Here is a 23,886-nt window from a genome sequence, read left to right as displayed (position 1 = left end):
TCCTGGGCGGCTTCCTTCAGGCGCCGATGCGCGGCGCCATGGTGCGCAGGTATTCGGTGAACGCCAGCAGACCCTGGGTCGGGAACTTGTCCTGGTGCACCACCAGTTGCAGGGGGCGCACGATGCGCGGCAGGCCCTCGCGGATCGCCACCAGCGTGCCGCGCTCGAGTTCGTCGCGCACCACGTGCAGCGACAGGCAGCTGACGCCGAAGCCACTCATCACCGCGCGCTTGATGGCCTCGGCATTGCCCAGTTCCAGCGCGAAGCGCAGTTCGCCCAGCAGCGGCACCAGCCGCTCCTCGATCACCTCGCGCGTGCCCGAGCCGGGCTCGCGCACGATCCATTCGGCATCGCGCAGTGCCACCAGGTCATGGGGCGCCGCGGCCAGCGGGTGGGAGGGGCCGACGATCACCACCATCTCGTCGTCGCACCAGCGCACGCTGCGCAGGTCGCGTTCATGGCTGGCGCCCTCGACCAGGCCGATATCGGCTTCGAACTGCAGCAGCGACTGCAGCACCTCGCGGGTATTGCCGATGCGCAGGTCGAGCGTGCACGGGCCGCTGCGCGAGTGGCGGAAACCCGCCAGCAGGGGCGGCAGCATATAGCTGCCGATGGTGTTGCTGGCGGCGATGCGCAGCTGGACCCCGGTCTGGCCGGCAAAGCGCTCCAGTTCCTGGGCCTGGTCCAGCAGCGACAGCGCGCGCGGAAAGAACTGCCGGCCGGTTTCATTGATGCTGAGGCGGCGCGCGATGCGATCGAACAGCGGGCTGTCCAGCGCGCGCTCCAGTTCGGCCAGGGAGGCGCTGACCGCCGACTGCGACATCGCCAGCGCGTGGGCCGCGGCCATGGTGCTGCCATGCTGGGCCACCGCCACGAAGACGGACAACTGGCGCAGGGTCAGGCGCAGCGGGCGCTGCTCCGGCCGCGGCGCGGCCGGCGGGGTGGGGTGAAGGTCCATATCGAAAATATCAATAATGCATAACGATATTACCCGTTTTACGGGTTAGTTGGGCGCCATTACGCTGGAGTCACTAAAGCACAGCAACCCGAGCCTGCCATGTCTTCCGTCTCCAGCCCCCGCACTACTCCAGCCACCGCGCCGGCTACCGCGCCAGCCTCCGCGCCGGCCTTGCCGCCGCCCTGGTCGCAGCGCTTGCTGACGCTGCTCCCGCTGGGCGGCATCGCCTGGCTGGCGATCGCGCTGGCCGAGCATCCGGCGGTATCGCGCTACGGGCTCAGCGCGCTGACGCTGGCCATGTGCGCCGGCATGGTCGCGGCCAATACGCTGCCGCGCCATTGGCTGGCGCCGCTGGCTCCCGGCATGCAGGTGGCGCGGCACTACCTGCTGCGGCTGGGCGTGGCGTTGTACGGGCTGCGCCTGACCTTCGCCTCGATCGTCGCGCTCGGCTTGCCGGGCATCGCCGTGCCGTTGACCATGCTGGTCGCCACGCTGCTGTTCGGCACCTGGGTCGGCACAAGTTTCTTCGGCCTGAGCCGTCGCGAGGCGATCCTGGTCAGTTCCGGCAGCGCCATCTGCGGCGCGGCCGCGGCCATCGCGGTGTCGTCGGTGGTGCGCACCGATGACAAGCAGACTGCCGTGGCGGTGGCGACGGTGGTGCTGTTCGGTACCGTCGGCATGCTGCTCTATCCCTACCTGTACGAACTGGCCACCGGCCACTGGCATTGGGCCGTGACCGAGCGCATGTTCGGCATCTTCACCGGCGCGACGCTGCACGAGGTGGCGCAGGTAATCGCCGCCGGCAAGATGATCAGCGAGCCGACCGCCGACGCCGCCGTGGTGGCCAAGATGGTGCGCGTGCTGGCCCTGGGCCCGCTGCTGCTGGTGATGGCGCTGTGGCCGCAGGGAGGCTCCCAACCGGCCAAGTCCGGCGCCGGCGCCGGCCGCCTGCGCGGCATCATGAAGTCGGTGCCGTGGTTCGCGGTGGGCTTTGTCGCGGTGATGGCGGTGAACTCGGCCGGTGCCGTGCCCGCTGCCTGGAAGGCGCCGCTGATCGCGCTGGACAACTGGCTGCTGGCTTGCGCGATGCTCGCGATCGGCCTGCACACCCGCATCGGCGACCTGGTGCGCGCAGGCCGCAAGCCGCTGGCGCTGGCCGGTGTGCTGTTCGTGTTCCTGATGGGCGCGGGGGCGCTGATGTGCTACGCGATGGCGTGACGGCGCAATCCGGAGTCAGGCAAAAAGGGGGCGATTGCCCCCTTTTTGTTTCGCTGCAAGTTTTGGCGGCCGCCAGCAGTAAGCAGCGGCCCGCAGGATGTCGCCGCCAAAGCAAAGGATGGCAACTGTGGATTTGGTGCCCGAGGCCGGAATCGAACCGGCACGCCTTGCGGCGAGGGATTTTCTTCCCACTTCGGCTTTCGCCGCCAGCGCGGGCGCTGTTCGTGGGCTGGAGCACGCCTTCACCATAGCCTTGCGGCCGTAGGTGCCCGCCGTCTGCTCTCTACACCTTCCCAACCATGCGGATGGGCTTGGCTCGGCGTTGGCTCGGATGCCATGCATCCAGGGCGTTCGCCGACTTTGACGGGCGTCACTTCGGGCGTTTCCCCCCGAAGGCTCAAATTTTCAAGTCCCTTGTGTCTACCGATTTCACCACTCGGGCGCGAGCGCTGCGTCTGTTTCCGGTTTGCGCCAGACCGGCTCCGGTTGCTGCAGCGCGCGGCAAGCCCGATATTGTGGTGGCTCCGCATCCCGGATGCAAGCCGCGGCTAAGACGAAAGGGCGGGACGCTAGCGCGCCGACGCCTCAGGCCAGCCTCGAGCGAAAAGTGACGACACTGTTACGGCTGGTAACAATGTCGTGCGCGCCGTTGCACCTGGAAATTTCCGAACCCCTACAATACCAGTTACGAGACATCCCACTTTGAGAGGCGGATATGAAACGTTGGTGGCTTGCAGCATTCGGTATTGCCGCCGGGTTGGCGTCTGGCGCAGCCATGGCCCATGTCAGCGTTGGCGTGTCCGTCGGCGTTCCGGGCGTGGTGATCGGTGCGCCGGCGTATTATCCGCCCGCTCCGGCCTATTATGGCCCGCCGCCTGTCGTGGTGGCGCCGGCTCCAGTCTATTATGGTCCGCCGGCCGTGGTGGTTCGACCGCGTCCGGTCTACTACGGTCCTGGCTATTATGGTCCGCCGCGCTATTACGGCGGTCACCGCGGCTACTATGGCCCGCCGGGCTATCACCGCGGCCATGGCCACGGGCATGGTCACGGCCACGGCAGGTGGCGCGATTAATCGGTGTCTTCGATCCAGCTTGTCCGAAAGGAAGGGCCCCAACCGCGGGCCCTTTCCTTTTGGCGCTGCATTGCGACATAACGATGCCGGGCTGGTTCCGGAAGGCGTGACGCAATTTGATCGAGGTCAAAATATTTGAACAGACTGCTCAAAGCATCACCTGCATCGAGATAAGGGTTTTCCCTAAACTACTTGTGTGACATCGCGATGACGCCGAGACACCTGGCCAGCGATGCCGTGACCAACCAAGAAGCAAGGGGAATCTCATGAAGATCAAACAAGCCGTGATTGCCGCCGCCGCACTGGCGTTCCTGGGCACTGCGTCCACCGCCTCGTTCGCCGCGGTCGGCAAGGTCGACCCGTATCTCGATGGTGCCAAGATCGGCGCCGTGGATCCGTACACCGATGGCGCCAAGGTCGGCAAGCCGGATCCGTTCACGGATGGCGCGCGCGTCGGCAAGACTGACCCGTTCACCGACGGTGCCCGCGTGGGCAAGCCCGATTCGTTCACCGACGGCGCCTGATCGCACCGCTGCAGTCGTCGCATCACCAATGGCCCGCTCGCGGGCCATTTTGCCGTGGCGAGCACGGCGGGGCGCGGCACGGGGCAGCCGCTTGCCATGACGGTGGCGCAGGTGCGGCGCTATACTTCGGCCTCAATCCAAATCTATGACCAGGAGAGTGGCATGCAGCAAAAGACGGTTCTGACGGCAGACGATGTGAAGAAGATCATGGCCGCAGCGGAAACCGAGGCAAAGAACCATCACTGGGCCGTGTCGATCGTCGTGGTCGACGATGGCGGCCATATGCTGGGCATGCAGCGCCTGGACGGCGCCGCGCCGATCTCGGCCTATATCGCCGGCGAGAAGGCCCGTACCTCGGCGCTGGGCCGCCGTGAGTCGAAGGTCTACGAAGACATGATCAACAACGGCCGCTACTCGTTCATGACGGCGCCGGTGCTGCAGGGCATGCTGGAGGGCGGCGTGCCCATCGTCTGCAACGAGCAGGTGGTGGGTGCCGTCGGCGTGTCGGGCGTGAAGTCGACCGAGGACGCGCAAGTCGCGCGTGCCGGCATCGCCGCGCTGGGCCTGTAAGGCAATTGCGCCGGCGCCGGCGCCGGTGCATGAAAAAGCCCCGCAGGCACGGCCTGCGGGGCGGCATAAAAGAGGGCATGGCTGGGTACGGCCGGCCTGGCGTGGGGTCTGACTCCCGCCCGCGGCACGCATATCTGGCTACTGCCCAACACCTCGTTCCGAGGTGGTCCCCACAAAAGTCTTGGCTGCCACGTTCGTGGCGTCCGCGCCAGGCGCGGATTTCGAATCGCTTCCTCCGGGCTGCGTTCCTGCCGCATCGCCGCGGGGCCGCGTCATTTCGTCAGGATCAGCTTGCCGTAGCGCGTCACGCGCAGCGTGTAGACCTCGCCGTTGTGCAGGATCGGCAGCGTGTTGGCCCCGCGCATGATAGCTTCCAGCGCTACCGGCTCGCCGGCAGGCGCCGAACTCAGGCTGTCGCGCACCAGCGCTTCCAGCCGCGCGGGCAGGGCGGCCACGGCAGACTTGACCGAGGCGATCGCCGACGGGGTGGGCTTGGCGCTGGCGTCCCGGCGCGGCTGCGCGGCCACGTCGACGCGGCGCAAAGACAGGCGGCGGCGGGTGACTTCACGGGGTTGCGACAGCGGCAGGGAAAGTGTGCTCATCATCTGGCTCCGTTCTGCGATAGGAGAGTAAGGGGTGTGCAACCCGGAGCGGCCATGCCGACCGGGCGCAGTCGATGGAAAGATATTAAATGAGAATTGTTATCATTACAATAGTCTCTCGCTAAGAATCAGGCAACGACGGGGGCCGTGCCGCAGCGCGCGCTGGCCGCACTGTACGAACTGGCGGCACCATGACAAAAGGGCACCCGAAGGTGCCCTTTGTCGTTGGCGGGCGCCCGCAGGCGCCGGCTTACTGCTTGGGTTCGGTGATGAAACCGATCTTGCCCAGGCCGCCATGCTGTGCGGCGGCCATGACCTCGGCCACGCGCTCGTAGCGCACCTCGCGGTCAGCGCGCAGGTGCAGTTCCGGCTGCGGCTGCTGCTGCGCGGCCAGTGAGATATTGCTTTCCAGCGTGGCCTGGTCCACTTCCACCTGGTTCCAGAAGACCTTGCCGCTTGCATCGATCGAGACGTTGATGTTCTGCGGCTTGGGGTCGTTCGGCGTGTTGGTGGCGCGCGGCAGGTCGATCTTCACCGCGTGGTTGATCACGGGGATGGTGATGATGAAGATGATCAGCAGCACCAGCATGACGTCGACCAGCGGCGTCATGTTGATTTCGCTCATCACCTCGTCGTCGTCCCCTTCGAGAGTGCCGAATGCCATGATGACTTCCTTGCTAGCGGTTTAGCGCTGTGCCGTGGCCAGGCGCACGGTGCCGTCCTCGGCGCGGGCGCCGGTGGGGCGAACGCGCGCGCCGGTGACGAAGTAGGCGTGCAGGTCGTGGGCGAAGCGGTTGAGCTTCGAGATCACCGACTTGTTGCCGCGGGTGAGGGCGTTATAGCCCAGCACGGCGGGAATTGCCACGGCCAGGCCGAAGGCGGTCATGATCAGCGCCTCGCCCACCGGGCCGGCAACCTTGTCGATGGTCGGCACGCCCGAGGCGCCAATGCCGATCAGTGCGTGGTAGATGCCCCACACGGTGCCGAACAGGCCGACGAACGGCGCGGTCGAGCCCACCGAGGCCAGCACGGCCAGGCCCGACTGCATGCGCGCCACCGATTCATCGATGGAGCTCTTCAGCGAGCGGGTCAGCCAGTCGGAGATGTCCATCACGTCGTGCAGCTGCGGCTGGCTGGCGCGGTGGTGCTGGGCGGCTTCCTTGCCGGCGATGGCGAGCGTGCGGAAGGGGTTGGCATCGCCGGCGCCCAGGGTTTCCAGCGCGTGGTCGAAATCGTCCGAGTGCCAGAAGCGCTTTTCCGCGCCTTGCGCCATCTTCTTCAGGCGCACCAGATCCCACGCCTTGGTCAGGATCACGATCCATGAGGCGAGCGACATGATCAGCAGAATGATGGCGGTCGCACGCATGACGAAGTCGCCTTGCGACCAGAGGTGGGTGAGTCCGAGGTCCTGCATGTGTTGGTTTCCTGGTGAGTTCGCTTGGTTTAGGTCAGATCAGAGATCGGAAATCTGGGGCGGTCAGTTCAGCTCGAAGCCGATCGGCTGCTGCGCCGTGACGGCGACGGCGCGGCCGTTGTCCATATAGGGCTTGCAGCGCATGGCCTGCACGGCTTCGACCGCGGCCTGGTCAAGCCGCGACGAACCGCTCGATGACACCACCGAAGTCTTCACGACCTTGCCGCTTTCGTCGGTGGTCAGCCGCACCACGGCCTTGCCGGTCTCGCCCATGCGGCGCGACTGGGAAGGATACTTCGGTTGCGGCGGCGTGCACTGGATTTCGCCAATGCCGACGGCACGCGGGGCGGCCGATACCGGTGCCGGGGCGGGCTCGGGCGGTGCCGGAGGCGCCGGCGGGGCCGGCGGCGCTTCCGGCGCCGAAGGCGTCGGCGGCAGGTCGGCGACCGGCTGCGGCGCCGGCTTGGGCTGCGGCGGCGTCGGCTTGGGCGTGGTCACCTTGACCTGCTTGGGCGGGGTTTCCTGCTTGGGCTTCGGCTTGGGCGGCTCGGGCGGGGCCTCCTGCTTGGGGGGCTCGAGCGGAATGATGCGCGCGATGATCTCCGGCGCGATCACGGCCTCGGTGAGCTTGCGGGCCAGGCCGCTCTGGATCAGGTAAAGCAGGCCGGCGTGGAACAGCAGCACGGCGAGCGTAATCTTTAAGAAGCGTTGGTCGAACATGTGTCAACAACAAAAGTCTGCCGGCGGGGCACCTCGGCGGCCGTGCCCCGTCACTTGCGGTAGAACAGGATCAGCGAGATGCCGCAACCGACCAGCAGGCTAAGCAGCAATTCCATGATAAACGCTCCTTCAACTGGGTTGCCGTGGGAGCGCCACTCTGGGGCAGCGTGTCAGCGGCTGAGTATAAACGATAATGATTCTTATTTGTTGTGATTTGTGCGTCGCAACTGGAATTTTCGGCCCGCGCGCGTTATACCGGCAAGTCCCGGCGGCAAATCGGGAGGGGGCAATACGGTTGAATCATGCGCGCTGGCACGCCATCGCACCGCGCCGCGCTTCGGTGCCCCAGGCCACCCTGGCCGGCGCCGGCCGCGCACGGGCGCGCCCGCGGGGCGGGAAAGCGCGCTAGCATAGAAAGACACTGCAGACGTGGCGGTGCGCCTGTCGCGGCCCGCCATTGCGCATCGCGCGCTCGGGGACCCGTTCATGGACTTCACACGTTTTGCTGAAGATGACCGATCGACGCTGCTGCGCTCCATGCCCGGCGCATCGTCCAGCTCGGCGCTGGACTGGATGTGCGCGCAGTTCGCGTTGCGCGTGGTTTGCGCGCTGGGCCCGCGCTTCAACCTGCGCAGCAATATCAACGATGTCCTGACCGTCAGCGCGCAGGAGATGGTGTGGCCGTACGGCGTGGTGCTGCGCGTGCAGCGCTTCCTGGCCGCGCGCTGCGCCGACATGCCCGCCTGGAAGGGCGCGGCGCGCCTGACCCCGGAAGAATTCCTCGACCGCCACGGCCAGTGGAACAGCGCCTTCGACGAAAGCGCGCTGTTCTATTACCTCGACGAGTACGTCAAGCACCACGCCAAGGACATGTTTGCCGTGTTCGACGCGTCGGCCGCGGCCATTGCCCAGCGGCTTGAAGGCGAGCGCGTGCTGCTGGTGCGCAATATCGACATGCTCAGCCACGTGCTGGACCTGCCCGACCATGAGCGCAAGCTGCTGCTGTATGCCGCGCTGGCCAAGTACAAGCGCGACCTGCGCGCGGTGATGGTCGACTGCAAGGTAGCGCACAGCCAGGAGGCGTTCCAGATCCTGGCCGGACTGACCGGCGCCGGCGCGGCCGACGTGGCGGCATCGCTGCGGCCCGGCTCGCGGCTGGAGACGCTGAACCTGATCGAGCAGCCGCTGCCCGAAAACAGCGTGACCGACCTGGGCGACCTGATGCGGCTGTCGGACCGGCTGCTGCACGTGCTGCTCGGCAACTACGCCAACGAGGCCGAGATGATGGCGGTCTTCACGCGCCCGGCCGCGCCGCCCACGCTGACCACCGCCGACTATCCGCACGTGGAGACCGACGCGCGCTACCTGCGCGCGCTGCTGGCCAATGCCACGCGCCAGCACGCCAGTGGCGTCAACGTGCTGATCTACGGCCCGCCCGGCACCGGCAAGACGGAATTCGCCCGGCTGCTGGCGCGCGAGGCCGGCTGCGAGCTGTATGAGGTCGATTGCCTCGATCGCGACGGCAACAGCCTGTCGGGCAAGGACCGCTACCGCTCGCTGCAGGTGTCGCAGGCGTTCCTGCGCGGGCGCGCCCATACCGCGCTGCTGTTCGATGAAGTCGAAGACGTGTTCCCGGGCAGCGCGCGCGAGCTGATGAGCCTGTTCGGGCAGGAAGACACGCGCGCCTCGGTCAACGGCAAGGCCTGGGTCAACCAGACGCTGGAGCAGAACCCGGTGCCGGTGATCTGGATTTCCAATTCGATCCGGCAGATCGACCCCGCCTACCTGCGCCGCTTCCAGTTCCACCTCGAGCTGAAGATCCCGCCGCCGCTGGTGCGCGAGAACATCATCCGCAAGCACCTGGGCGGGCTGGCCGTCAGCGACGCCTTTATCACCGGGCTGGCCGGGCGCAAGACCCTGACGCCGGCGCAGGTGCAGTCGGCGGCGCGCTTTGTCGAACTGGCGCGGCCGAACTTGGAAGAATCGGTGGAAGAGCCGGTGGAGGCGCTGATCCTGCGCCAGCTCGAACATGCCGACCGCGCCATGGGCCTGCGCCCCGAGGCCGAGGCACGCCCGGTGGTCACGCACTACCGGCTGGAGAACCTGCATCTCGAGACCCGCTACGACGTGGTCAAGATCGTCGACGCGCTGCGCGTGCGCCAGCGCGGCACGCTGTGCTTCTATGGCCCGCCCGGCACCGGCAAGACCGCGCTGGCCGAGCATATCGCGGCCGAGCTGGACCTGCCGCTGATGATCCGGCGCGCCTCGGACCTGATGAGCAAGTACGTGGGCGAGACCGAGCAACAGATCGCCGCGATGTTCGCGCGCGCGGAAGAGGACGGCGCGGTGCTGCTGCTGGATGAGGCCGACAGCTTCATGCAGAGCCGTCAGCAGGCGGTGCGCAACTACGAGATATCAGAGGTCAACGAGATGCTGCAGGGCATGGAGCGCTTCAACGGCATCTTCATCTGCACCACCAACCTGTTCGACCGCATCGACGAGGCGGCGCTGCGCCGCTTCTCGTTCAAGATCCGTTTCCTGGCGCTGAAGCCCGCGCAACGCGTGGCCATGTTCGTCGACGAGGCCCTCGACGGCGACGCCGCCGGCCTGACCGACGCCATGCGCGCGGACCTGGATGCGATGGATTGCCTGACGCCCGGCGACTTTGCCACGGTCAAGCGCCAGTGCGTGCTGCTGGGCGAGGCGCTGACGCCCGACGAATTCCTGGCGCAGCTGCGCCAGGAGCATGCGATCAAGCCCGAGGTGCGCGAGCACCGGCCGCTGGGCTTCCTGCGCTAGCCCAGGGCGCCGGTCAGAACGCCGGCGCCGGCTCGATCACCACGGTCTCCGCATCGGCCTGCGCCTGCAGCAGCGCCGCCACCATCGCGCACAGGTGCGCGGCATCCTTGGTCGAGAGAAAGCGGTCACGCCTCGCGGCATCGGGCGGCGCCGCCAGCCCGTGCTCGGCCAGCTTGCGCGCCAGCTGGCGCGCCACCGCGCTGCCGGTATCGACCAGCATCAGCCGGTTGCCGGCGATGGCATGGATGGCGCCTGCCAGGAAGGGGTAGTGCGTGCAGCCCAGTACCAGCGTGTCGGCGCCGGCTTCCAGCATCGGCGCGAGATAGGCGTCCAGGCGCTCGCGCACCGCGGGTCCGTCGATCTGGCCTTGCTCGACCAGCGTCACCAGTCCCAGCCCGGCCTGGCACAGGAAGCGGCTTTCACCGTCCAGCGATGCCAGCAGCCGCGCGAACTTGGCGCTCTTGAGCGTATTGGCGGTCGCCAGCACGCCGACCACCTTGCTGCGGCTGGCCGCGGCGGCGGGCTTCAGGCCGGGCTCGACGCCGATGATCGGCACCGGCAGCCGCTCGCGCAGCAACGCCACGGCATGGCCGGTGGCGGTATTGCAGGCGATCACCAGCGCCTTGCAGCCCTGGCCGATCATCCACTCGCAGGTCTGCAGCGTGCGCGCTTCGACAAAGTGTTCGGGCTTTTCGCCGTAGGGCGCGTACTTCGAGTCGGCCAGGTACAGCAGCGGCTCGTGCGGCAGCAGGGCGCGGATCTCGCGCAGCACCGACAGGCCGCCGAGGCCGGAATCGAAGACGCCGATGGGTGCGGGGTTCACGGGGATGGGGGATGACAGGAAATAGGGCAGAAAAAAGCCGGGTCGGAACCCGGCTTTTCGAGCGCGACGGCAGATTCTACCGTCCCGGCGCGTGGCGGCTTACAGCGCGGCGACCGGAATCTTGCCGATCTTGGCCTGCCATTCCGCCGGGCCGGTCTTGTGCACCGAGGTGCCTTCGCTGTCCACAGCCACCGTCACCGGCATGTCCTTGACCTCGAACTCGTAGATCGCTTCCATGCCCAGGTCTTCGAAGCCGACCACCCTGGCTTGCTTGATCGCCTTGGCCACCAGGTAGGCGGCGCCGCCCACGGCCATCAGGTAGGCCGACTTGTGCTTCTTGATGGCCTCGATTGCCACCGGGCCGCGCTCGGCCTTGCCGATCATCGAGATCAGGCCGGTCTCGGCCAGCATCATCTCGGTGAACTTGTCCATGCGCGTGGCGGTGGTGGGGCCGGCCGGGCCGACCGCCTCGTCGCGCACCGGATCGACCGGGCCGACGTAGTAGATCACGCGGTTCTTGAAGTCCACCGGTAGCTTCTCGCCCTTGGCCAGCATGTCGGCGATGCGCTTGTGCGCGGCGTCGCGGCCCGTCAGCATCTTGCCGTTGAGCAGCAGGGTCTGGCCCGGCTTCCACGAGGCGACTTCTTCCGGCGTGAGCGTGTCCAGGTCGACGCGCTTGGAGGTCTCGGTGTTCGGTGCCCATTCGACCTTCGGCCATTGCGACAGGTCCGGCGCCTCCAGCTTGGCGGGGCCGCTGCCGTCCAGCGTGAAATGCACGTGGCGGGTGGCGGCGCAGTTCGGGATCATCGCCACCGGCTTGGATGCGGCGTGCGTCGGGCAGGCCATGATCTTGACGTCCAGCACGGTGGCCAGGCCGCCCAGGCCCTGCGCGCCGATGCCCAGCGCGTTGACCTTCTCGTACAGCTCGACGCGCAGTTCCTCGACCCAGTCCTTCGGGCCGCGCGCGATGATGTCCTGGATGTCGATGGATTCCATCAGCGATTCCTTGGCCATCACCATCGCCTTCTCGGCGGTGCCGCCGATGCCGATGCCCAGCATGCCCGGCGGGCACCAGCCGGCGCCCATGGTCGGCACGGTCTTCAGCACCCAGTCGACGATCGAGTCCGACGGGTTCAGCATCACGAACTTGGACTTGTTCTCCGAGCCGCCGCCCTTGGCCGCGACCTGGATGTCGACGGTGTTGCCCGGCACCACTTCATAGTGGATCACGGCCGGGGTGTTGTCCTTGGTGTTCTTGCGGCCGCCTTCGGGCGGGCTGACGATCGACGCACGCAGCACGTTGTCCGGGTGCGTATAGCCGCGGCGCACACCCTCGTTGATCATGTCGGTCAGGCCCATGGTGGCACCGTCCCAGCGCACGTCCATGCCCACCTTGACGAAGACCGTGACGATGCCGGTGTCCTGGCAGATCGGGCGCTTGCCTTCCGCGCACATGCGGCTGTTGGTCAGGATCTGCGCGATCGCGTCCTTGGCCGCCGGGCTCTGCTCCAGCTCGTAGGCGCGGCCCAGGCTGGTGATGTAGTCCATCGGGTGGTAGTAGCTGATGTACTGCAGGGAGTCGGCGACGCTCTGGATGAGGTCTTCTTGCTTGATGACTGTCATTTTGTGGGGTGGGCAGCGGTGAAACACAGCCCGAAATCATACACTGAGCGGCGCCGCTCTGCCCGTCTGCATACAGCCGTCCACAGCCGGTAATGTGCGGCAAACGCCGCTGCCGGCGAACGCGCCGGCTCAAAAGCAAAAACCGCGGCACATGGCCGCGGTTAGTCAGCAGGGGGGCCCGCAAGCCGTCGTCAATGCTTGGCGTGCGCGCCGGCAGGGTGGGTCACCATGCGGTCCACCCACGCCATCGCCACTGCCGACAGCAGGAACGCCAGGTGGATCGCCACCTGCCACATGATGGTATGGGTAGTGCGCTGCTCGGCGTCGATAAAGGTCTTGAGCAGGTGGATCGACGAGATCCCGATCAGCGCCATCGACAGCTTGACCTTCAGCACGCCGGCGTTGACGTGGTCGAGCCATTCGGGCTCGTCGGGATGGTTGTCGATGCCAAGCCGCGAGACGAAGGTCTCGTAGCCGCCGACGATCACCATGATCAGCAGGTTGGAGATCATCACCACGTCGATCAGGCCCAGCACCACCAGCATGATCTTGTTCTCGTCGAACTCGGTCACGTGGGCGAGCAGATGCCAGACTTCGATCAGGAAATGGTAGACGTAGACGCCCTGGGCCACGATCAGGCCCAGGTACAGCGGCAGTTGCAGCCAGCGCGACGCGAAGATGATGCTCGGGATCGGCCGCAGGGTCTGCGGCTGCGGCTTGGGAATCGGGTTGGAAGCCATGGCGGGGCGGGGTCGGCGGAGTTGAAAATCGGCGTGGATTGTACCAAGCGACCATGGCAGCGCTGTGTTACCAGCGGTAACCGCAGCCACGCCAGGCCGCTCAGGCCCGCGCGCCCGGCTCGGTCCCTGCCGCCTTGGCGCGCCACGCGCCGCGCGTGATCCGGCCCGGCCAGCTGGCCAGCACGATCCCCGCCAGCACGCACGCCAGCGCCACGCCGTGCGGCCAGCCCGGCTGCTCGCCCAGGAAGACGATGCCGTAGGTGGCCGCGGCCACCGGCAGCACCGAGGTGAAGACCCCGGCCAGCTGCGCCGGCACATGGCGGATGCCTTTCATCCACAGCCAGAACGAGAACACGCTGGCCGACAGCGCGTACCACAGCACCATCAGCCAGGTCTGCGCCGGCACCGCGGCGGCGTCGAAGTTCAGCAGCGGCACCAGTCCCAGCGGCAGCATCAGCAGTCCGCCGATCAGGTGGGTGTAGGCGCAGATCTCGATCGCGGCCAGCGTCTGCGTGAGCCGGCGCGACAGGATCACGTAGATCGACTCGCACACCACCGCGCCCATGATCATCAGGTTGCCCAGCCAGGCCTGGCTGCCTGCGCCGGCGCCGTGGGAATCGCCGCGCGCGATGTTGAGCACGGCGATGCCGGCCACCGCCAGCAGCACCGACAGCAGCGTGCGCCGCGACAGCCGTTCGCGCAGCAGCAGCCAGGACAGCAGCGCCACCGTGGCGGGGATGGTGCTGGTGATCACGCCGGCGGCCATGGCGCTGGTCAGGCGCACGCCGTTGAGCATCAGCAGCGTAAACAGGAAGGTGCCGAAGAACGCCTGCAGGAACAGGTTCAGCCATTCCCTGCGCGAGACCCGACGCATGCGCGCGGGTCGGTACCAGGGCGCCAGGCAGACGATGGCGATGACAAAGCGAAGCAGCGCGAACAGCAGCACCGGCACATGCGCGATGATCGACTTGCCGAGTCCGACGTTGCTGCCGACCAGCGCCATTGAGGCAATCAGAAACAGCACGTAGACGGGAGCGAAGACAGGAGCGTTGGCGGGCACGGGTACTTGCTCGGGGATCTTCCGGTCGACCGGCCGGCGGGGTGCACGGGCAAGCGTCCGTGCTGGTCGGTGCGGCGCCGCGTGGCAAGGGCCAGCGTCGCATTCAGGTATCAGGCTCGCGGCATTATAGCTGTGCTAGCCTAATGGAGAAGGCTGCACTTTCGCGGCGCGCCCCCCGATTCTTCCCGCTGCAATGCAACACGTTGCAGCACCTGATCCTGCCGGCTGCAGGGATTTATCGTCAGGTTTAAGTAAGCCGTCGGGCGTAACGTGGCAGCCAAAGCCAGTCCAAAATCAGGAGACGAGTCCATGTCCGCCATCGAATCGGTGATGCAGGAGCATCGCGTGTTCAACCCGCCCGAGGCGTTTGCCAGCCAGGCCGCCATCCCCAGCATGGACGCCTACCGCGCGCTGTGCGAGGAAGCCGAGCGCGACTACGAGGGCTTCTGGGCCCGCTACGCGCGCGAGTTGCTGCACTGGAACAAGCCCTTCACCAAGGTGCTGGACGAGAGCAATGCGCCTTTCTACAAGTGGTTCGAGGACGGCGAGCTCAACGCCTCGTACAACTGCCTGGACCGCAACCTGCAGAATGGCAATGCCGACAAGGTCGCGATCGTGTTCGAGGCCGACGACGGCACCGTCAGCCGCGTCACCTACCGCGACCTGCATGCCAAGGTGTGCCGCTTCGCCAACGGCCTGAAGTCGCTCGGCATCAAGAAGGGCGACCGCGTGGTGATCTACATGCCGATGTCGGTCGAGGGCGTGGTGGCGATGCAGGCCTGCGCGCGCCTGGGCGCGACGCACTCGGTGGTGTTCGGCGGCTTCTCCGCCAAGTCGCTGCAGGAGCGTCTGGTCGACGTGGGCGCGGTGGCGCTGATCACCGCCGACGAGCAGATGCGCGGCGGCAAGGCGCTGCCGCTGAAGGCCATCGCCGACGACGCGCTGGCGCTGGGCGGCTGCGAGGCCGTGAAGAACGTGATCGTGTACCGCCGCACCGGCGGCAACGTCGGCTGGACCGAGGGCCGCGACCGCTGGCTCGACGACGTCTGCGCCAACCAGCCCGATACCTGCGAGGCTGAGCCCGTCGGCGCCGAGCATCCGCTGTTCGTGCTCTACACCTCCGGTTCCACCGGCAAGCCCAAGGGCGTGCAGCACAGCACCGGCGGCTACCTGCTGTGGGCGCTGATGACGATGAAGTGGTCGTTCGACATCAAGCCCGACGACCTGTTCTGGTGTACCGCCGACATCGGCTGGGTCACGGGCCACACCTATATCGCCTACGGCCCGCTGGCGGCCGGCGCCACCCAGGTGGTGTTCGAGGGCGTGCCGACCTACCCGAACGCCGGCCGCTTCTGGGACATGATCGCGCGCCACAAGGTCAGCATCTTCTACACCGCGCCGACTGCCATCCGCTCGCTGATCAAGGCCGCCGAGGCCGACGAGAAGATCCACCCGAAGCAGTACGACCTGTCGAGCCTGCGCCTGCTCGGCACCGTGGGCGAGCCGATCAACCCGGAAGCGTGGATGTGGTACTACAAGAACGTCGGCAACGAACGCTGCCCGATCGTCGACACCTTCTGGCAGACCGAGACCGGCGGCCACATGATCACGCCGCTGCCGGGCGCGACGCCGCTGGTGCCGGGCTCGTGCACGCTGCCGCTGCCGGGCATCATGGCCGCCATCGTCGACGAGACCGGACAGGACGTGCCCAACGGCAGCGGCGGCATCCTGGTGGTCAAGCGCCCGTGGCCGGCGATGATCCGCACCATCTGGGGCGATCCGGAGCGCTTCAAGAAGAGCTACTTCCCCGAAGAGCTCGGCGGCAAGCTCTACCTGGCCGGCGACGGCTCGATCCGCGACAAGGAAACCGGCTACTTCACCATCATGGGCCGCATCGACGACGTGCTGAACGTGTCGGGGCACCGCATGGGCACGATGGAGATCGAGTCGGCGCTGGTGGCCAACCCGCTGGTGGCAGAAGCCGCGGTGGTAGGCCGCCCGGACGACATGACCGGCGAAGCGATCTGCGCCTTCGTCGTGCTCAAGCGCTCGCGCCCGAGCGGCGAGGAAGCGGCCAAGCTCGCCACCGAGCTGCGCAACTGGGTCGGCAAGGAGATCGGCCCGATCGCCAAGCCCAAGGACATCCGCTTTGGCGACAACCTGCCCAAGACGCGCTCGGGCAAGATCATGCGCCGCCTGCTGCGGTCGCTGGCCAAGGGCGAAGAGATTACGCAGGACACCTCGACGCTGGAGAATCCGGCCATCCTCGATCAGCTGAAACAGGCCCAGTAACCCCGCCGGTGACCCGGCAACCCGGAGCCGAGCCCTGAACCCGCCGCCGCGCACCCGCGCGCCGGCGGGTTTGTTACGATAGCTTCCCACCGACACGGACTGTCCCCTCATGCCCGAAGCCCAGGCGCGCTTTCGCCGACGGTTGCTGCTCTATTACGGCCTGTTCACGCTGGGGCTGTTCGGCTTCGTGGGGATGATGGGATTGCTGGAGCGCTCCAACGCCGATGCGCTGTGGCTGGGCTACGTCTTCCTGTTCATCACCATCGCGATCTATGCCTGCATCGGGCTGATCTGCCGCACCTCGGACCTCAACGAGTATTACGTCGCGTCGCGGCGCGTGCCGGCGATGTTCAACGGCATGGCGATTGCCGCCGACTGGATGAGCGCGGCATCGTTCATCGGCCTGGCCGGCATCCTGTTTTCCTCGGGCTACGAAGGGCTGGCCTATGTGATGGGATGGACCGGCGGCTATTGCCTGGTGGCCTTCCTGCTGGCGCCCTACCTGCGCAAGTACGGCGGCTACACCATCCCCGACTTTCTCGCCGCGCGCTATGGCAACGGCAAGCCCGGCGGCAACCTGCCGGTGCGGGCGATCGCGGTGCTGGCCGCCTCGCTTTGCTCGTTCGTCTACCTGGTGGCGCAGATACAGGGCGTGGGACTGGTGGTGACGCGCTTCATCGGCGTCGAGTTTGCCGTCGGCATTTTCTTCGGCCTGGCGGGCATCCTGGTCTGCTCCTTCCTGGGCGGCATGCGCGCGGTCACGTGGACGCAGGTGGCGCAGTACATCATGATGATCGTGGCGTTCCTGGTCACGGTATCGATGATCGCGTGGAAACACCACCAGGAACCGCTGCCGCAACTGAGCTACGGCACGCTGCTGACGCAGCTGGATGCCCGTGAACAGCAGCTGGAGCGCGAGCCGGCCGAGCGGGCGGTGCGCGACTACTACCGGCAGCAGGCCATCCTGCTGCAGGAGCGCATCGCGCGCTTGCCTGAGTCTTTCGCGCAGGAGCGCGACGCGCTGGATGCGCGCCTGCAGGACCTGCGCACGCGCAATGCGCCGCTGCGCGAAATCAAGGCGCTCGAGCGCGAACGGCTCGAATTCCCGCGCGATGCCGCCGCCGCGCAGCAGCAATGGCACCAGCAACGCGAAGAAGCGCTGGCCCGCAGCCGCCATTCGATGTCGTCCACCGAACCCTATCCCGCGGCATCCGAGCAGGAGCGCAAGACCAAGCGGCTCAATTTCGTACTGCTGGTGTTCTGCCTGATGGTGGGCACCGCCAGCCTGCCGCATATCCTGACGCGGCTCTACACCACGCCTTCGGTTCGGGAAACGCGCAACTCCGTGGCCTGGGCCGTGTTCTGTATCGCCTTGCTCTATGTCTCGGCACCCACGCTCGCGGCGCTGGTGAAGTACGAGTTCTTCGAGCACCTGGTCGGTACCTCGTACGCCGACCTGCCGCAGTGGGTGGTGCAATGGCGCAAGGTCGATCCGCCGGTGTTCGGCATCCGCGACGTCAACGGCGACGGCATCGTGCAATGGGCCGAAATCCTGCTGCAGCCCGACATGATCGTGCTCGCCGCCCCGGAGATTGCCGGCCTGCCGTACGTCATCTCCGGGCTGATCGCCGCCGGCGCGCTGGCGGCCGCGCTATCGACGGCGGACGGCTTGCTGCTGACCATCGCCAACGCGCTCTCGCACGATGTCTTCTATCACATGGTCGACCGCCAGGCGAGCCACCAGCGGCGCGTCACCACCGCCAAGATCGTGCTGCTGGCCGTGGCACTGTTCGCCTCGTACGTCACATCGCTGCGCCCCGGCAATATCCTGTTCCTGGTCGGCGCCGCCTTCTCGCTGGCGGCCTCCAGCTTTTTCCCGGTCCTGATCCTCGGCATCTTCTGGCGCCGCACCACCGCCGCCGGCGCCTTCGCCGGCATGATCGCCGGGCTGGGCGTGGCGGTGTACTACATCTTCGTCAACTATCCTTTTTTCACCCGCATGACCGGCATTTTCGGCAACCGCTGGTTCGGCGTGGATCCCATCGCCTCCGGCGCCTTCGGGGTTCCCGCGGGCTTCGCGGTAGCGATCGTGGTCAGCCTGCTGACGCCCCGCAACGCGCCGGTGATCGACCGGCTGGTGACCTACCTGCGCAAGGGGTAGGGCAGGGTGGTGGCGAGGTACTGGATTCGACCGGCAACTCTGCTATAATCGCGGACTTCCCGGAGAGATGGATGAGTGGTTTAAGTCGCACGCCTGGAAAGCGTGTATGGGTTAATAGCCCATCGGGGGTTCGAATCCCCCTCTCTCCGCCAGAACACTGAGCAAGGCCATGCAAAGCCGCCCGTTTTTTCGGGCGGCTTTTTTTGTTTTCCGGGCCGGTCAACTGGCTTGGAGCGAGCCCGCGCAAGGGCTGCCGATTCTTCCGCGTCCCGGTTATGCTCTCGTCCCATGACCAATTTCACCTCCCATTTCGAAATCCGCCCCGCCTTGCCCTCGGACGCGCAAGCCGTGGAAGCGATCCTGATCGATACCTACCTCGGCACCTGGAAGCCGCAACTGGCTCCCGCCGCCGCGGCGGCGTTCGAACAGCAAGGCAAGACCCGCAGCTACGTCGAAGCACGACTGCAGGAATTCCGTGTCGCCTGCGTGGACGGCGTGCCGGCCGCGATGGTGGATTGGGAAAACAATTTCGTCTGGGCGCTGCATGTCGGCCGGGCCTGGCAGCGGATGGGGCTGGGTGGGGCGCTGCTGGCGCATGCGGAAGCCGAGATGGCGCGCGCCGGACATCGCGAGGCGCGGCTGGAGACGGATACGTTCAACCAGCAAAGCCGGGCTTTCTATCGGCGCCACGGCTATGCCGAGATCGATTTCTATCCCGATGAAAGTTGGGACAGCGGCTTCACCACGGTGCTGCTGTCAAAGGCGCTGGCGCCGGTCTGATCGGGCCCCTTTGCCGATGCGTGGGCGCGCGGCCGTGCTCATGCGTAGATTGCATGACCTTGTCGGACCGCGCGTGAAAGAATCAGGCATCTCTTTCGAACTGCCCCCTGCAACCATGTCCGACCCGATCGTCCACCTCAACGGCACCCTGACCCCGCTCTCCGAGGCCCGCATCCCGGTGCTGGACCGCGGCTTTATCTTCGGCGACGGCATTTATGAGGTGATCCCGTATTACCACGGCAAGCCTTTCCGCGGCGCGCAGCACCTGGCGCGGCTGCACCGAAGCCTGGAGGGCATCGGCATTCCCGACCCGTACAGCGCCGCGCAGTGGCTGGAGCGTGTCGGCGAGGTGGTCAGGGCCAATGGCCTGTCGGATCAGCTGGTCTATATCCAGGTGACCCGTGGCGTGGCCAAGCGCACCCATGCCTTTCCGAAGGAGGTGGTGCCGACGGTGCTGATCATGACCAATCCGATGGCGCTGCCGTCGGCGCAGATGGTCGAGCAGGGGGTCGCGTGCGTGACCATGGAGGACCGGCGCTGGCTGAATTGCCAGATCAAGTCGACCTCGCTGCTCGGCAACGTGCTGGCGGCGCAGCATGCGGTGGAGCAGGGCGTGACCGAGGCGATCCAGTTCCGCGACGGCTGGCTGACCGAGGCGTCGGCGTCCAATGTGTGGGTGGTGCGCGATGGCCGCGTGTCGGCGCCGCCCAAGGACAACCTGATCCTGGAAGGCATCCGCTACGGCTTCATGGAGGAAATCTGCGAGGCGATGGGGATTGCGCTGCAGTCGCGCCGGATCGCCAGGGACGAGGTATTTGCCGCCGACGAGGTGCTGCTGTCGTCGGCCAGCAAGGAGTTGCTGCCGGTGGTCAGCATCGATGGCCGTCCGATCGGCAAGGGCGTGCCGGGGCCGGTGTTCGCGCGCCTGTACGCGGCTTACCAGGCGGCCAAGGCGGCGCTGTAAGTGCCTGGAAGGGTCTCCCGACGCGTGCTAGGATGCGTTGGGATTCAGCCAGGAGTCAGTCATGGCCAAGCGTGAGCGCGGCCGGCGTGCCTTGCAGGACGAGGTCGGCCGGCGTATCCAGCAGATCGATGAAATCGGCGAAGACGGTGCCCGGATCCGGGTGCCGGCCCCGCAGCCCCATCCGCGCGACGCGCGCGGCCGCAACTGGGACATGGCCTTCGACAATCTGCACGGCTATGCCGCCAGTGTGCGCGCGGTGGTCGACAAGGTGCGCGACGAGTTCGACCTGAACGAGGCGCTGGAGAATCGCGCGCCCAATCCCTTCGGCGACTGAGCCGACGGTCTAATCCACCGAAACGATGATGGCGACGCGCCGGTTCTCGGCGCGTCCCGCGGCGGTGCGGTTGTCCGCCACCGGGCGGTTCTTGCCCAGCCCGCGTACTTCGATGTTGTCGCGCGCAAAGCCGGCATCGGCAAGCAGCCTGGCCACGGCCTCGGCGCGCCGCACCGACAGCGACTGGTTGTAGTCCGCCGAGCCGGCATCATCGGTATGGCCGTCCACGCGCAGGCGCTCGATGCCCACGCCGCTCAGCGCCCGGCCGATGCGCTGCACGTTGGCGGCGCGGTCCCCTTCGATCAGGTCTTCGTTGAAACCGAACAGCACCTTGTCGGTGAGGCCCAGCTCCCAGCCCTCGCCGGTCTGCATGAAGCCCTCCTGCTGCAAGACCGCCAGCTGCGCCGGCGACAGCCGGCCGGCGGGCGGCGTGGTCTGGCAGCCCGCCACGGCGAGGCTGGCCAGCATGACGGCCGCCACCCAGGCTTTCCATCTGGATGTGAGGCTTGTCGGGGGACGGCTTGCAAACATGTGGATTCTCACTGCGTGACGTCGAGGCGCGGCTCGGCGCTTTGCCAGATGCCGCCGGAGCGCCGCTTGGCGCCGTACATGGCGGCGTCGGCGGCGTGCAGCAGGCCCTGGCTGCCTTGCGCGTGGAGCGGGAAGACGGCAAGTCCGATGCTGAGCGAGGCCTGCACCGAGCTGCCGTCGGGCAGGTCGATGGGAGCGGCCATGGCCTGCAGGATATGTTCGGCGATCTGGATCGCATCGGCGGGGGCGCGCAGCGCGGTGGCCAGCACCGCGAATTCGTCGCCGCCGATGCGCGCCACGGTGTCGCGGCCGCGCAGGCTGGCGCGGATGCGCTGGGCCACCGCGACCAGCACCGCGTCGCCCGCGGCATGGCCGTGGCGGTCGTTCACGTGCTTGAAATCGTCGCTGTCCAGGTACAGCACCGCGGCATATTCGTCGTTGGCGGCGGCGTGGCGCACCGCGTGCTCCAGCGCTTCGACGAAGGCGGCGCGGTTCAGCAGCCCGGTCAGGGCATCGTGGTTGGCGCGGTGGGCGAGCGAGCGGTTTTCGTGCTGCATCTGGTTCTGCCAGGTCTGCAGTTCGTCGAGCAGGCCGTTGAAGTCATCGCTCAGGGCATTGAGCTCGGCGATGCTGGCCGGCGGCGTTCGCTGCGCGAAATCGCGCTGCGAACGCACTGCGTGCGCCACCCGCATCAGGTTGCGCAGCGGCTCGATGATCTGCACCAGCAGCCGGCTGGCCAGGTAGTGGGCGCCGACCGCGGTCAGCAGCAGGCAGGCCAGCAGCCCCAGCGCGCCTTGCAGCAGGAAGTGCAGCAGGTTGCGCGGGTCGCCGCTGACGCGCAGCGTGCCGACTTGCTGCGCCTGGTGCACGATGGGCTGCTCTACCGCATCGGTGCCCAGCCATTCGAGCAGCGCGTGGCGCAGGCCGGTCAGCGGGGCCTGGCCGGGGCGCTGCCATACCGCCAGCACGTGGTGGTCGCGGTCATAGACGGTGGCGCGGGCGATGTCTTCCGAGGCCGCGATCGCGGCCAGCGTTTCGGCGGTGGCCGCCTGGTCGCGGAACACCACCGGCGCTTCCAGCGTATAGGCGATCGAGCGTGCCACCAGCCGCACGTTGTGGTCGGCGTAGACGCGCAGCGCGGTGACGCCGATCGCGGTCAGCGCCAGGCCCGCGGTGCATACCGCGATCAGCGCCACGCCCAGGTGGATACGGCGCAGCACGCTGTAGAGGGTGGGGCGCGCGCCTTGCCCGTGCACCGGCTGGCGCTGGCTCATGACGGCGCTCCCTTGCGGCGGCCGAGCTGCAGCACGCCGGGGTGCATATGCACGCCGCTGCGGGCGAGGGTGTCGAGGTTGACGCGGAACGAGACCTGGTTGTCGCGGATGTTGAGGCAGAACATGCTGCCCACCTCGCACTCGAAGTCTTCTTCGGCGATGACCAGCACCGGGCGGCCGGTCAGCTCGGCCGACAGGCGCTTGCGGCGCGGTTCGTTCATGGTGCCCACGTACAGCGCATCGCACGCCGGGTGCAGCATGTCGGCCAGCACGTCGACCTGGCGGGTCTGCACGGTGCGGCCATTGGCGAGCGTGCCGCCTTCCCTGAGCCGGGCCGCATAGCGGCTGGCGTGATCGACGCACAGCCGCACCGGATCGCGCTCCACCGGCCAGCGCGCGTAGCCGAGCAGGCTGATGACGACGCGCGCGACCAGGTCGGCCCGTTGCGGCGCGGGCTGCGCGGTGACGGCCGGGGGCAGCATGGCCGGCAGCACTGCCAGCGTCACCGCCAGCAACAGCGCGGTCAGGCCGCGGCGCAGCAGCGGCCGTGCACGGGCAGCGGGCGGGATCGGCGGGGGGCTGGCTGGGGCAGGCGCCATGGTCTGGAACGAAGGGGGCGGTGCGGCCGGTTGCGGTGTTGTAGTCTGGCCGCGCGTATTGTCTGTGGCCGGGTTCCGGGTGGTCAAGCGTGCGGCTTTGCCGTGGATCGGGCGAAAACGGGCGGCACGAGCGGGATACTTCAGAGACCGGCTCGTGGCGCGGCGTGATACGAAATGTTTATCGGCCCCGCTGTTGTTTTTCTGAACCCTGCTGCGACCGCTGCTGCGCGCATGCCAAGGCTTCGCCGTGGCGGACGCAACACTTAGAATGTGGCCATCGCCCCAATTCGTCCAACTCGCCCCCTGTCGCCATGATCGCCGATCCTCTTCTCCGCCTGCTGCACCTGACCGGCGTCGCCGTCTGGGTCGGCGGCATGTTCTTCGCCTACCTGTGCCTGCGGCCGGTGGCCGGCAAGCTGCTGGAGCCGCCGCCGCGCCTGCGCCTGTGGCGCGGGGTGTTTGCCCGCTTCTTCCCGTGGGTATGGGCGTCGGTGGTGGCGATCCTGCTGAGCGGTGGCGCGATGATGGCGGCAACTGGCATGGCGGGCGCACCACGCAACTGGCACCTGATGCTGGGCATCGGCGTCATCATGGCGGGGATCTTCTGCTACGTCTGGTTCGGCCCCAACCGGGTGCTGGGCCGCGCCGTCGATGCCCAGGACTGGCCAGCCGCCGGTGCCGCCCTGAACCGCATCCGGCAGGCGGTAGGGACCAACCTCGTGCTGGGGCTGGCCAATATCGCCGTGGCGACGCTGGGTCGCTGGCTTGCCTGAGCGGCTCCGCGTTGGCTGGTCTTGTCACAACCACGCAAACGGAGAATTGCTATGC

Annotated in this window: 23 protein-coding genes and 1 tRNA gene; 12 read left to right on the top strand and 12 right to left on the bottom strand. The window is 67.3% G+C overall.

Features of this window, described 5'->3' with window-relative positions; all coding sequences use genetic code 11:
• Window positions 1-16: 16 nt before the first annotated feature.
• The gene (locus tag CBM2588_RS11495; RefSeq protein ID WP_115680621.1) at window positions 17-958 is read right to left on the bottom strand and encodes a LysR family transcriptional regulator; all 942 of its coding nucleotides are present in this window, start codon (window positions 956-958) and stop codon (window positions 17-19) included.
• 99 nt (window positions 959-1,057) lie between these two features.
• Between CBM2588_RS11495 and CBM2588_RS11490 the strand changes: the two genes are divergently transcribed.
• From CBM2588_RS11490 to CBM2588_RS11480, 4 genes are all read left to right on the top strand, one after another.
• Entirely contained in the window at window positions 1,058-2,176 is a 1,119-nt protein-coding gene (locus CBM2588_RS11490) for a YeiH family protein (RefSeq protein ID WP_115680620.1), read from the top strand.
• 715 nt (window positions 2,177-2,891) lie between these two features.
• Entirely contained in the window at window positions 2,892-3,248 is a 357-nt protein-coding gene (locus tag CBM2588_RS31030) for a hypothetical protein (protein ID WP_115680619.1), read from the top strand.
• A 266-nt stretch (window positions 3,249-3,514) separates the two neighbouring features.
• Complete coding sequence (locus CBM2588_RS11485; protein ID WP_115680618.1) at window positions 3,515-3,772, top strand: hypothetical protein; 258 nt, start codon at window positions 3,515-3,517, stop codon at window positions 3,770-3,772.
• 162 nt (window positions 3,773-3,934) lie between these two features.
• Window positions 3,935-4,342, top strand: coding sequence for a heme-binding protein (locus tag CBM2588_RS11480; protein ID WP_115681466.1), 408 nt, complete (start codon window positions 3,935-3,937; stop codon window positions 4,340-4,342).
• A gap of 272 nt (window positions 4,343-4,614) precedes the next feature.
• On the opposite strand, the gene CBM2588_RS11475 is transcribed toward CBM2588_RS11480, so the two are convergent.
• The 4 genes from CBM2588_RS11475 to CBM2588_RS11460 form a co-directional block, all read right to left on the bottom strand.
• Complete coding sequence (locus CBM2588_RS11475) at window positions 4,615-4,944, bottom strand: hemin uptake protein HemP (RefSeq protein ID WP_115681465.1); 330 nt, start codon at window positions 4,942-4,944, stop codon at window positions 4,615-4,617.
• 250 nt (window positions 4,945-5,194) lie between these two features.
• Window positions 5,195-5,608: an ExbD/TolR family protein gene (locus tag CBM2588_RS11470; RefSeq protein ID WP_115680617.1), complete on the bottom strand. Its 414-nt coding sequence runs from the start codon at window positions 5,606-5,608 to the stop codon at window positions 5,195-5,197.
• Between the two features lie 21 nt (window positions 5,609-5,629).
• A complete protein-coding gene (locus CBM2588_RS11465; RefSeq protein WP_018005132.1) occupies window positions 5,630-6,358 on the bottom strand; it encodes a MotA/TolQ/ExbB proton channel family protein in 729 nt (242 codons plus the stop codon).
• A gap of 63 nt (window positions 6,359-6,421) precedes the next feature.
• Window positions 6,422-7,078 (bottom strand): energy transducer TonB, encoded by a 657-nt coding sequence (locus CBM2588_RS11460; protein ID WP_115680616.1) that lies wholly within the window; start codon window positions 7,076-7,078, stop codon window positions 6,422-6,424.
• Between the two features lie 486 nt (window positions 7,079-7,564).
• Here CBM2588_RS11460 and CBM2588_RS11455 point away from each other — a divergent pair, with 486 nt between their 5' ends.
• Window positions 7,565-9,877 (top strand): AAA family ATPase, encoded by a 2,313-nt coding sequence (locus CBM2588_RS11455; RefSeq protein ID WP_115681464.1) that lies wholly within the window; start codon window positions 7,565-7,567, stop codon window positions 9,875-9,877.
• 13 nt (window positions 9,878-9,890) lie between these two features.
• Here the strand turns inward: CBM2588_RS11455 and murI are convergent, their stop codons facing one another.
• From murI to CBM2588_RS11435, 4 genes are all read right to left on the bottom strand, one after another.
• Complete coding sequence (gene murI / locus CBM2588_RS11450; protein WP_115680615.1) at window positions 9,891-10,700, bottom strand: glutamate racemase; 810 nt, start codon at window positions 10,698-10,700, stop codon at window positions 9,891-9,893.
• 99 nt (window positions 10,701-10,799) lie between these two features.
• On the bottom strand, window positions 10,800-12,323 hold the full coding sequence (locus CBM2588_RS11445; protein ID WP_025585671.1) for a fumarate hydratase: 1,524 nt from the start codon (window positions 12,321-12,323) through the stop codon (window positions 10,800-10,802).
• 191 nt (window positions 12,324-12,514) lie between these two features.
• Window positions 12,515-13,063 (bottom strand): TIGR00645 family protein, encoded by a 549-nt coding sequence (locus CBM2588_RS11440; protein WP_115680614.1) that lies wholly within the window; start codon window positions 13,061-13,063, stop codon window positions 12,515-12,517.
• Between the two features lie 100 nt (window positions 13,064-13,163).
• Window positions 13,164-14,123: a DMT family transporter gene (locus CBM2588_RS11435; protein ID WP_115680613.1), complete on the bottom strand. Its 960-nt coding sequence runs from the start codon at window positions 14,121-14,123 to the stop codon at window positions 13,164-13,166.
• 309 nt (window positions 14,124-14,432) lie between these two features.
• On the opposite strand from CBM2588_RS11435, the gene acs reads away from it, so the two are divergent.
• The 6 genes from acs to CBM2588_RS11405 all read left to right on the top strand — a co-directional run bounded on the left by acs (window position 14,433) and on the right by CBM2588_RS11405 (window position 20,654).
• Entirely contained in the window at window positions 14,433-16,415 is a 1,983-nt protein-coding gene (gene acs / locus CBM2588_RS11430; protein WP_115680612.1) for an acetate--CoA ligase, read from the top strand.
• A 109-nt stretch (window positions 16,416-16,524) separates the two neighbouring features.
• Window positions 16,525-18,576, top strand: coding sequence for a VC_2705 family sodium/solute symporter (locus CBM2588_RS11425; RefSeq protein WP_115680611.1), 2,052 nt, complete (start codon window positions 16,525-16,527; stop codon window positions 18,574-18,576).
• Window positions 18,577-18,637: 61 nt separating this feature from the next.
• Window positions 18,638-18,728, top strand: a tRNA-Ser gene (locus CBM2588_RS11420).
• A gap of 136 nt (window positions 18,729-18,864) precedes the next feature.
• On the top strand, window positions 18,865-19,356 hold the full coding sequence (locus CBM2588_RS11415; RefSeq protein ID WP_115680610.1) for a GNAT family N-acetyltransferase: 492 nt from the start codon (window positions 18,865-18,867) through the stop codon (window positions 19,354-19,356).
• A gap of 115 nt (window positions 19,357-19,471) precedes the next feature.
• Window positions 19,472-20,320, top strand: a complete 849-nt coding sequence (locus CBM2588_RS11410) for a D-amino acid aminotransferase (protein ID WP_115680609.1) — start codon at window positions 19,472-19,474, stop codon at window positions 20,318-20,320.
• Window positions 20,321-20,381: 61 nt separating this feature from the next.
• Window positions 20,382-20,654 carry a hypothetical protein gene (locus CBM2588_RS11405; RefSeq protein WP_115680608.1) on the top strand — a complete coding sequence of 91 codons (273 nt, stop codon included), beginning with the start codon at window positions 20,382-20,384 and terminating at the stop codon, window positions 20,652-20,654.
• A gap of 9 nt (window positions 20,655-20,663) precedes the next feature.
• Here CBM2588_RS11405 and CBM2588_RS11400 read toward each other — a convergent pair whose 3' ends face one another.
• From CBM2588_RS11400 to CBM2588_RS11390, 3 genes are read right to left on the bottom strand one after another with little or no spacing between them, the layout of a single operon-like run.
• A complete protein-coding gene (locus CBM2588_RS11400; protein WP_115680607.1) occupies window positions 20,664-21,185 on the bottom strand; it encodes an OmpA family protein in 522 nt (173 codons plus the stop codon).
• Window positions 21,186-21,193: 8 nt separating this feature from the next.
• Entirely contained in the window at window positions 21,194-22,459 is a 1,266-nt protein-coding gene (locus CBM2588_RS11395) for a diguanylate cyclase domain-containing protein (protein ID WP_115680606.1), read from the bottom strand.
• Complete coding sequence (locus CBM2588_RS11390) at window positions 22,456-23,058, bottom strand: YfiR family protein (RefSeq protein ID WP_115680605.1); 603 nt, start codon at window positions 23,056-23,058, stop codon at window positions 22,456-22,458. Before CBM2588_RS11390 ends, CBM2588_RS11395 begins: the two co-directional genes overlap by 4 nt.
• 311 nt (window positions 23,059-23,369) lie before the next feature.
• Here CBM2588_RS11390 and CBM2588_RS11385 point away from each other — a divergent pair, with 311 nt between their 5' ends.
• The gene (locus tag CBM2588_RS11385) at window positions 23,370-23,831 is read left to right on the top strand and encodes a DUF4149 domain-containing protein (protein WP_115680604.1); all 462 of its coding nucleotides are present in this window, start codon (window positions 23,370-23,372) and stop codon (window positions 23,829-23,831) included.
• The last annotated feature ends 55 nt before the right edge of the window (window positions 23,832-23,886 follow it).

The organism is Cupriavidus taiwanensis (genome assembly GCF_900250075.1).
In the GTDB taxonomy this organism is placed as follows: domain Bacteria; phylum Pseudomonadota; class Gammaproteobacteria; order Burkholderiales; family Burkholderiaceae; genus Cupriavidus; species Cupriavidus taiwanensis_C.
The sequence above is the reverse complement of the archived record's forward strand: the minus strand, read 5'-3'. Positions and strand labels throughout refer to the sequence as shown.

What these genes read in the sequence shown, in the direction of transcription:
- CBM2588_RS11425 (WP_115680611.1), top strand. Translation starts at nt 16,525, where the DNA reads ATGCCCGAAGCCCAGGCGCGCTTTCGCCGACGGTTGCTGCTCTATTAC.
- CBM2588_RS11465 (WP_018005132.1), bottom strand. Translation starts at nt 6,358, where the DNA reads ATGCAGGACCTCGGACTCACCCACCTCTGGTCGCAAGGCGACTTCGTC.
- CBM2588_RS11410 (WP_115680609.1), top strand. Translation starts at nt 19,472, where the DNA reads ATGTCCGACCCGATCGTCCACCTCAACGGCACCCTGACCCCGCTCTCC.
- CBM2588_RS11385 (WP_115680604.1), top strand. Translation starts at nt 23,370, where the DNA reads ATGATCGCCGATCCTCTTCTCCGCCTGCTGCACCTGACCGGCGTCGCC.
- CBM2588_RS11475 (WP_115681465.1), bottom strand. Translation starts at nt 4,944, where the DNA reads ATGAGCACACTTTCCCTGCCGCTGTCGCAACCCCGTGAAGTCACCCGC.
- CBM2588_RS11445 (WP_025585671.1), bottom strand. Translation starts at nt 12,323, where the DNA reads ATGACAGTCATCAAGCAAGAAGACCTCATCCAGAGCGTCGCCGACTCC.
- CBM2588_RS11460 (WP_115680616.1), bottom strand. Translation starts at nt 7,078, where the DNA reads ATGTTCGACCAACGCTTCTTAAAGATTACGCTCGCCGTGCTGCTGTTC.
- CBM2588_RS11395 (WP_115680606.1), bottom strand. Translation starts at nt 22,459, where the DNA reads ATGAGCCAGCGCCAGCCGGTGCACGGGCAAGGCGCGCGCCCCACCCTC.
- CBM2588_RS31030 (WP_115680619.1), top strand. Translation starts at nt 2,892, where the DNA reads ATGAAACGTTGGTGGCTTGCAGCATTCGGTATTGCCGCCGGGTTGGCG.
- CBM2588_RS11400 (WP_115680607.1), bottom strand. Translation starts at nt 21,185, where the DNA reads ATGTTTGCAAGCCGTCCCCCGACAAGCCTCACATCCAGATGGAAAGCC.
- CBM2588_RS11495 (WP_115680621.1), bottom strand. Translation starts at nt 958, where the DNA reads ATGGACCTTCACCCCACCCCGCCGGCCGCGCCGCGGCCGGAGCAGCGC.
- acs (WP_115680612.1), top strand. Translation starts at nt 14,433, where the DNA reads ATGTCCGCCATCGAATCGGTGATGCAGGAGCATCGCGTGTTCAACCCG.
- CBM2588_RS11485 (WP_115680618.1), top strand. Translation starts at nt 3,515, where the DNA reads ATGAAGATCAAACAAGCCGTGATTGCCGCCGCCGCACTGGCGTTCCTG.
- CBM2588_RS11440 (WP_115680614.1), bottom strand. Translation starts at nt 13,063, where the DNA reads ATGGCTTCCAACCCGATTCCCAAGCCGCAGCCGCAGACCCTGCGGCCG.
- CBM2588_RS11480 (WP_115681466.1), top strand. Translation starts at nt 3,935, where the DNA reads ATGCAGCAAAAGACGGTTCTGACGGCAGACGATGTGAAGAAGATCATG.
- CBM2588_RS11470 (WP_115680617.1), bottom strand. Translation starts at nt 5,608, where the DNA reads ATGGCATTCGGCACTCTCGAAGGGGACGACGACGAGGTGATGAGCGAA.
- CBM2588_RS11405 (WP_115680608.1), top strand. Translation starts at nt 20,382, where the DNA reads ATGGCCAAGCGTGAGCGCGGCCGGCGTGCCTTGCAGGACGAGGTCGGC.
- CBM2588_RS11415 (WP_115680610.1), top strand. Translation starts at nt 18,865, where the DNA reads ATGACCAATTTCACCTCCCATTTCGAAATCCGCCCCGCCTTGCCCTCG.
- CBM2588_RS11390 (WP_115680605.1), bottom strand. Translation starts at nt 23,058, where the DNA reads ATGGCGCCTGCCCCAGCCAGCCCCCCGCCGATCCCGCCCGCTGCCCGT.
- CBM2588_RS11455 (WP_115681464.1), top strand. Translation starts at nt 7,565, where the DNA reads ATGGACTTCACACGTTTTGCTGAAGATGACCGATCGACGCTGCTGCGC.
- CBM2588_RS11490 (WP_115680620.1), top strand. Translation starts at nt 1,058, where the DNA reads ATGTCTTCCGTCTCCAGCCCCCGCACTACTCCAGCCACCGCGCCGGCT.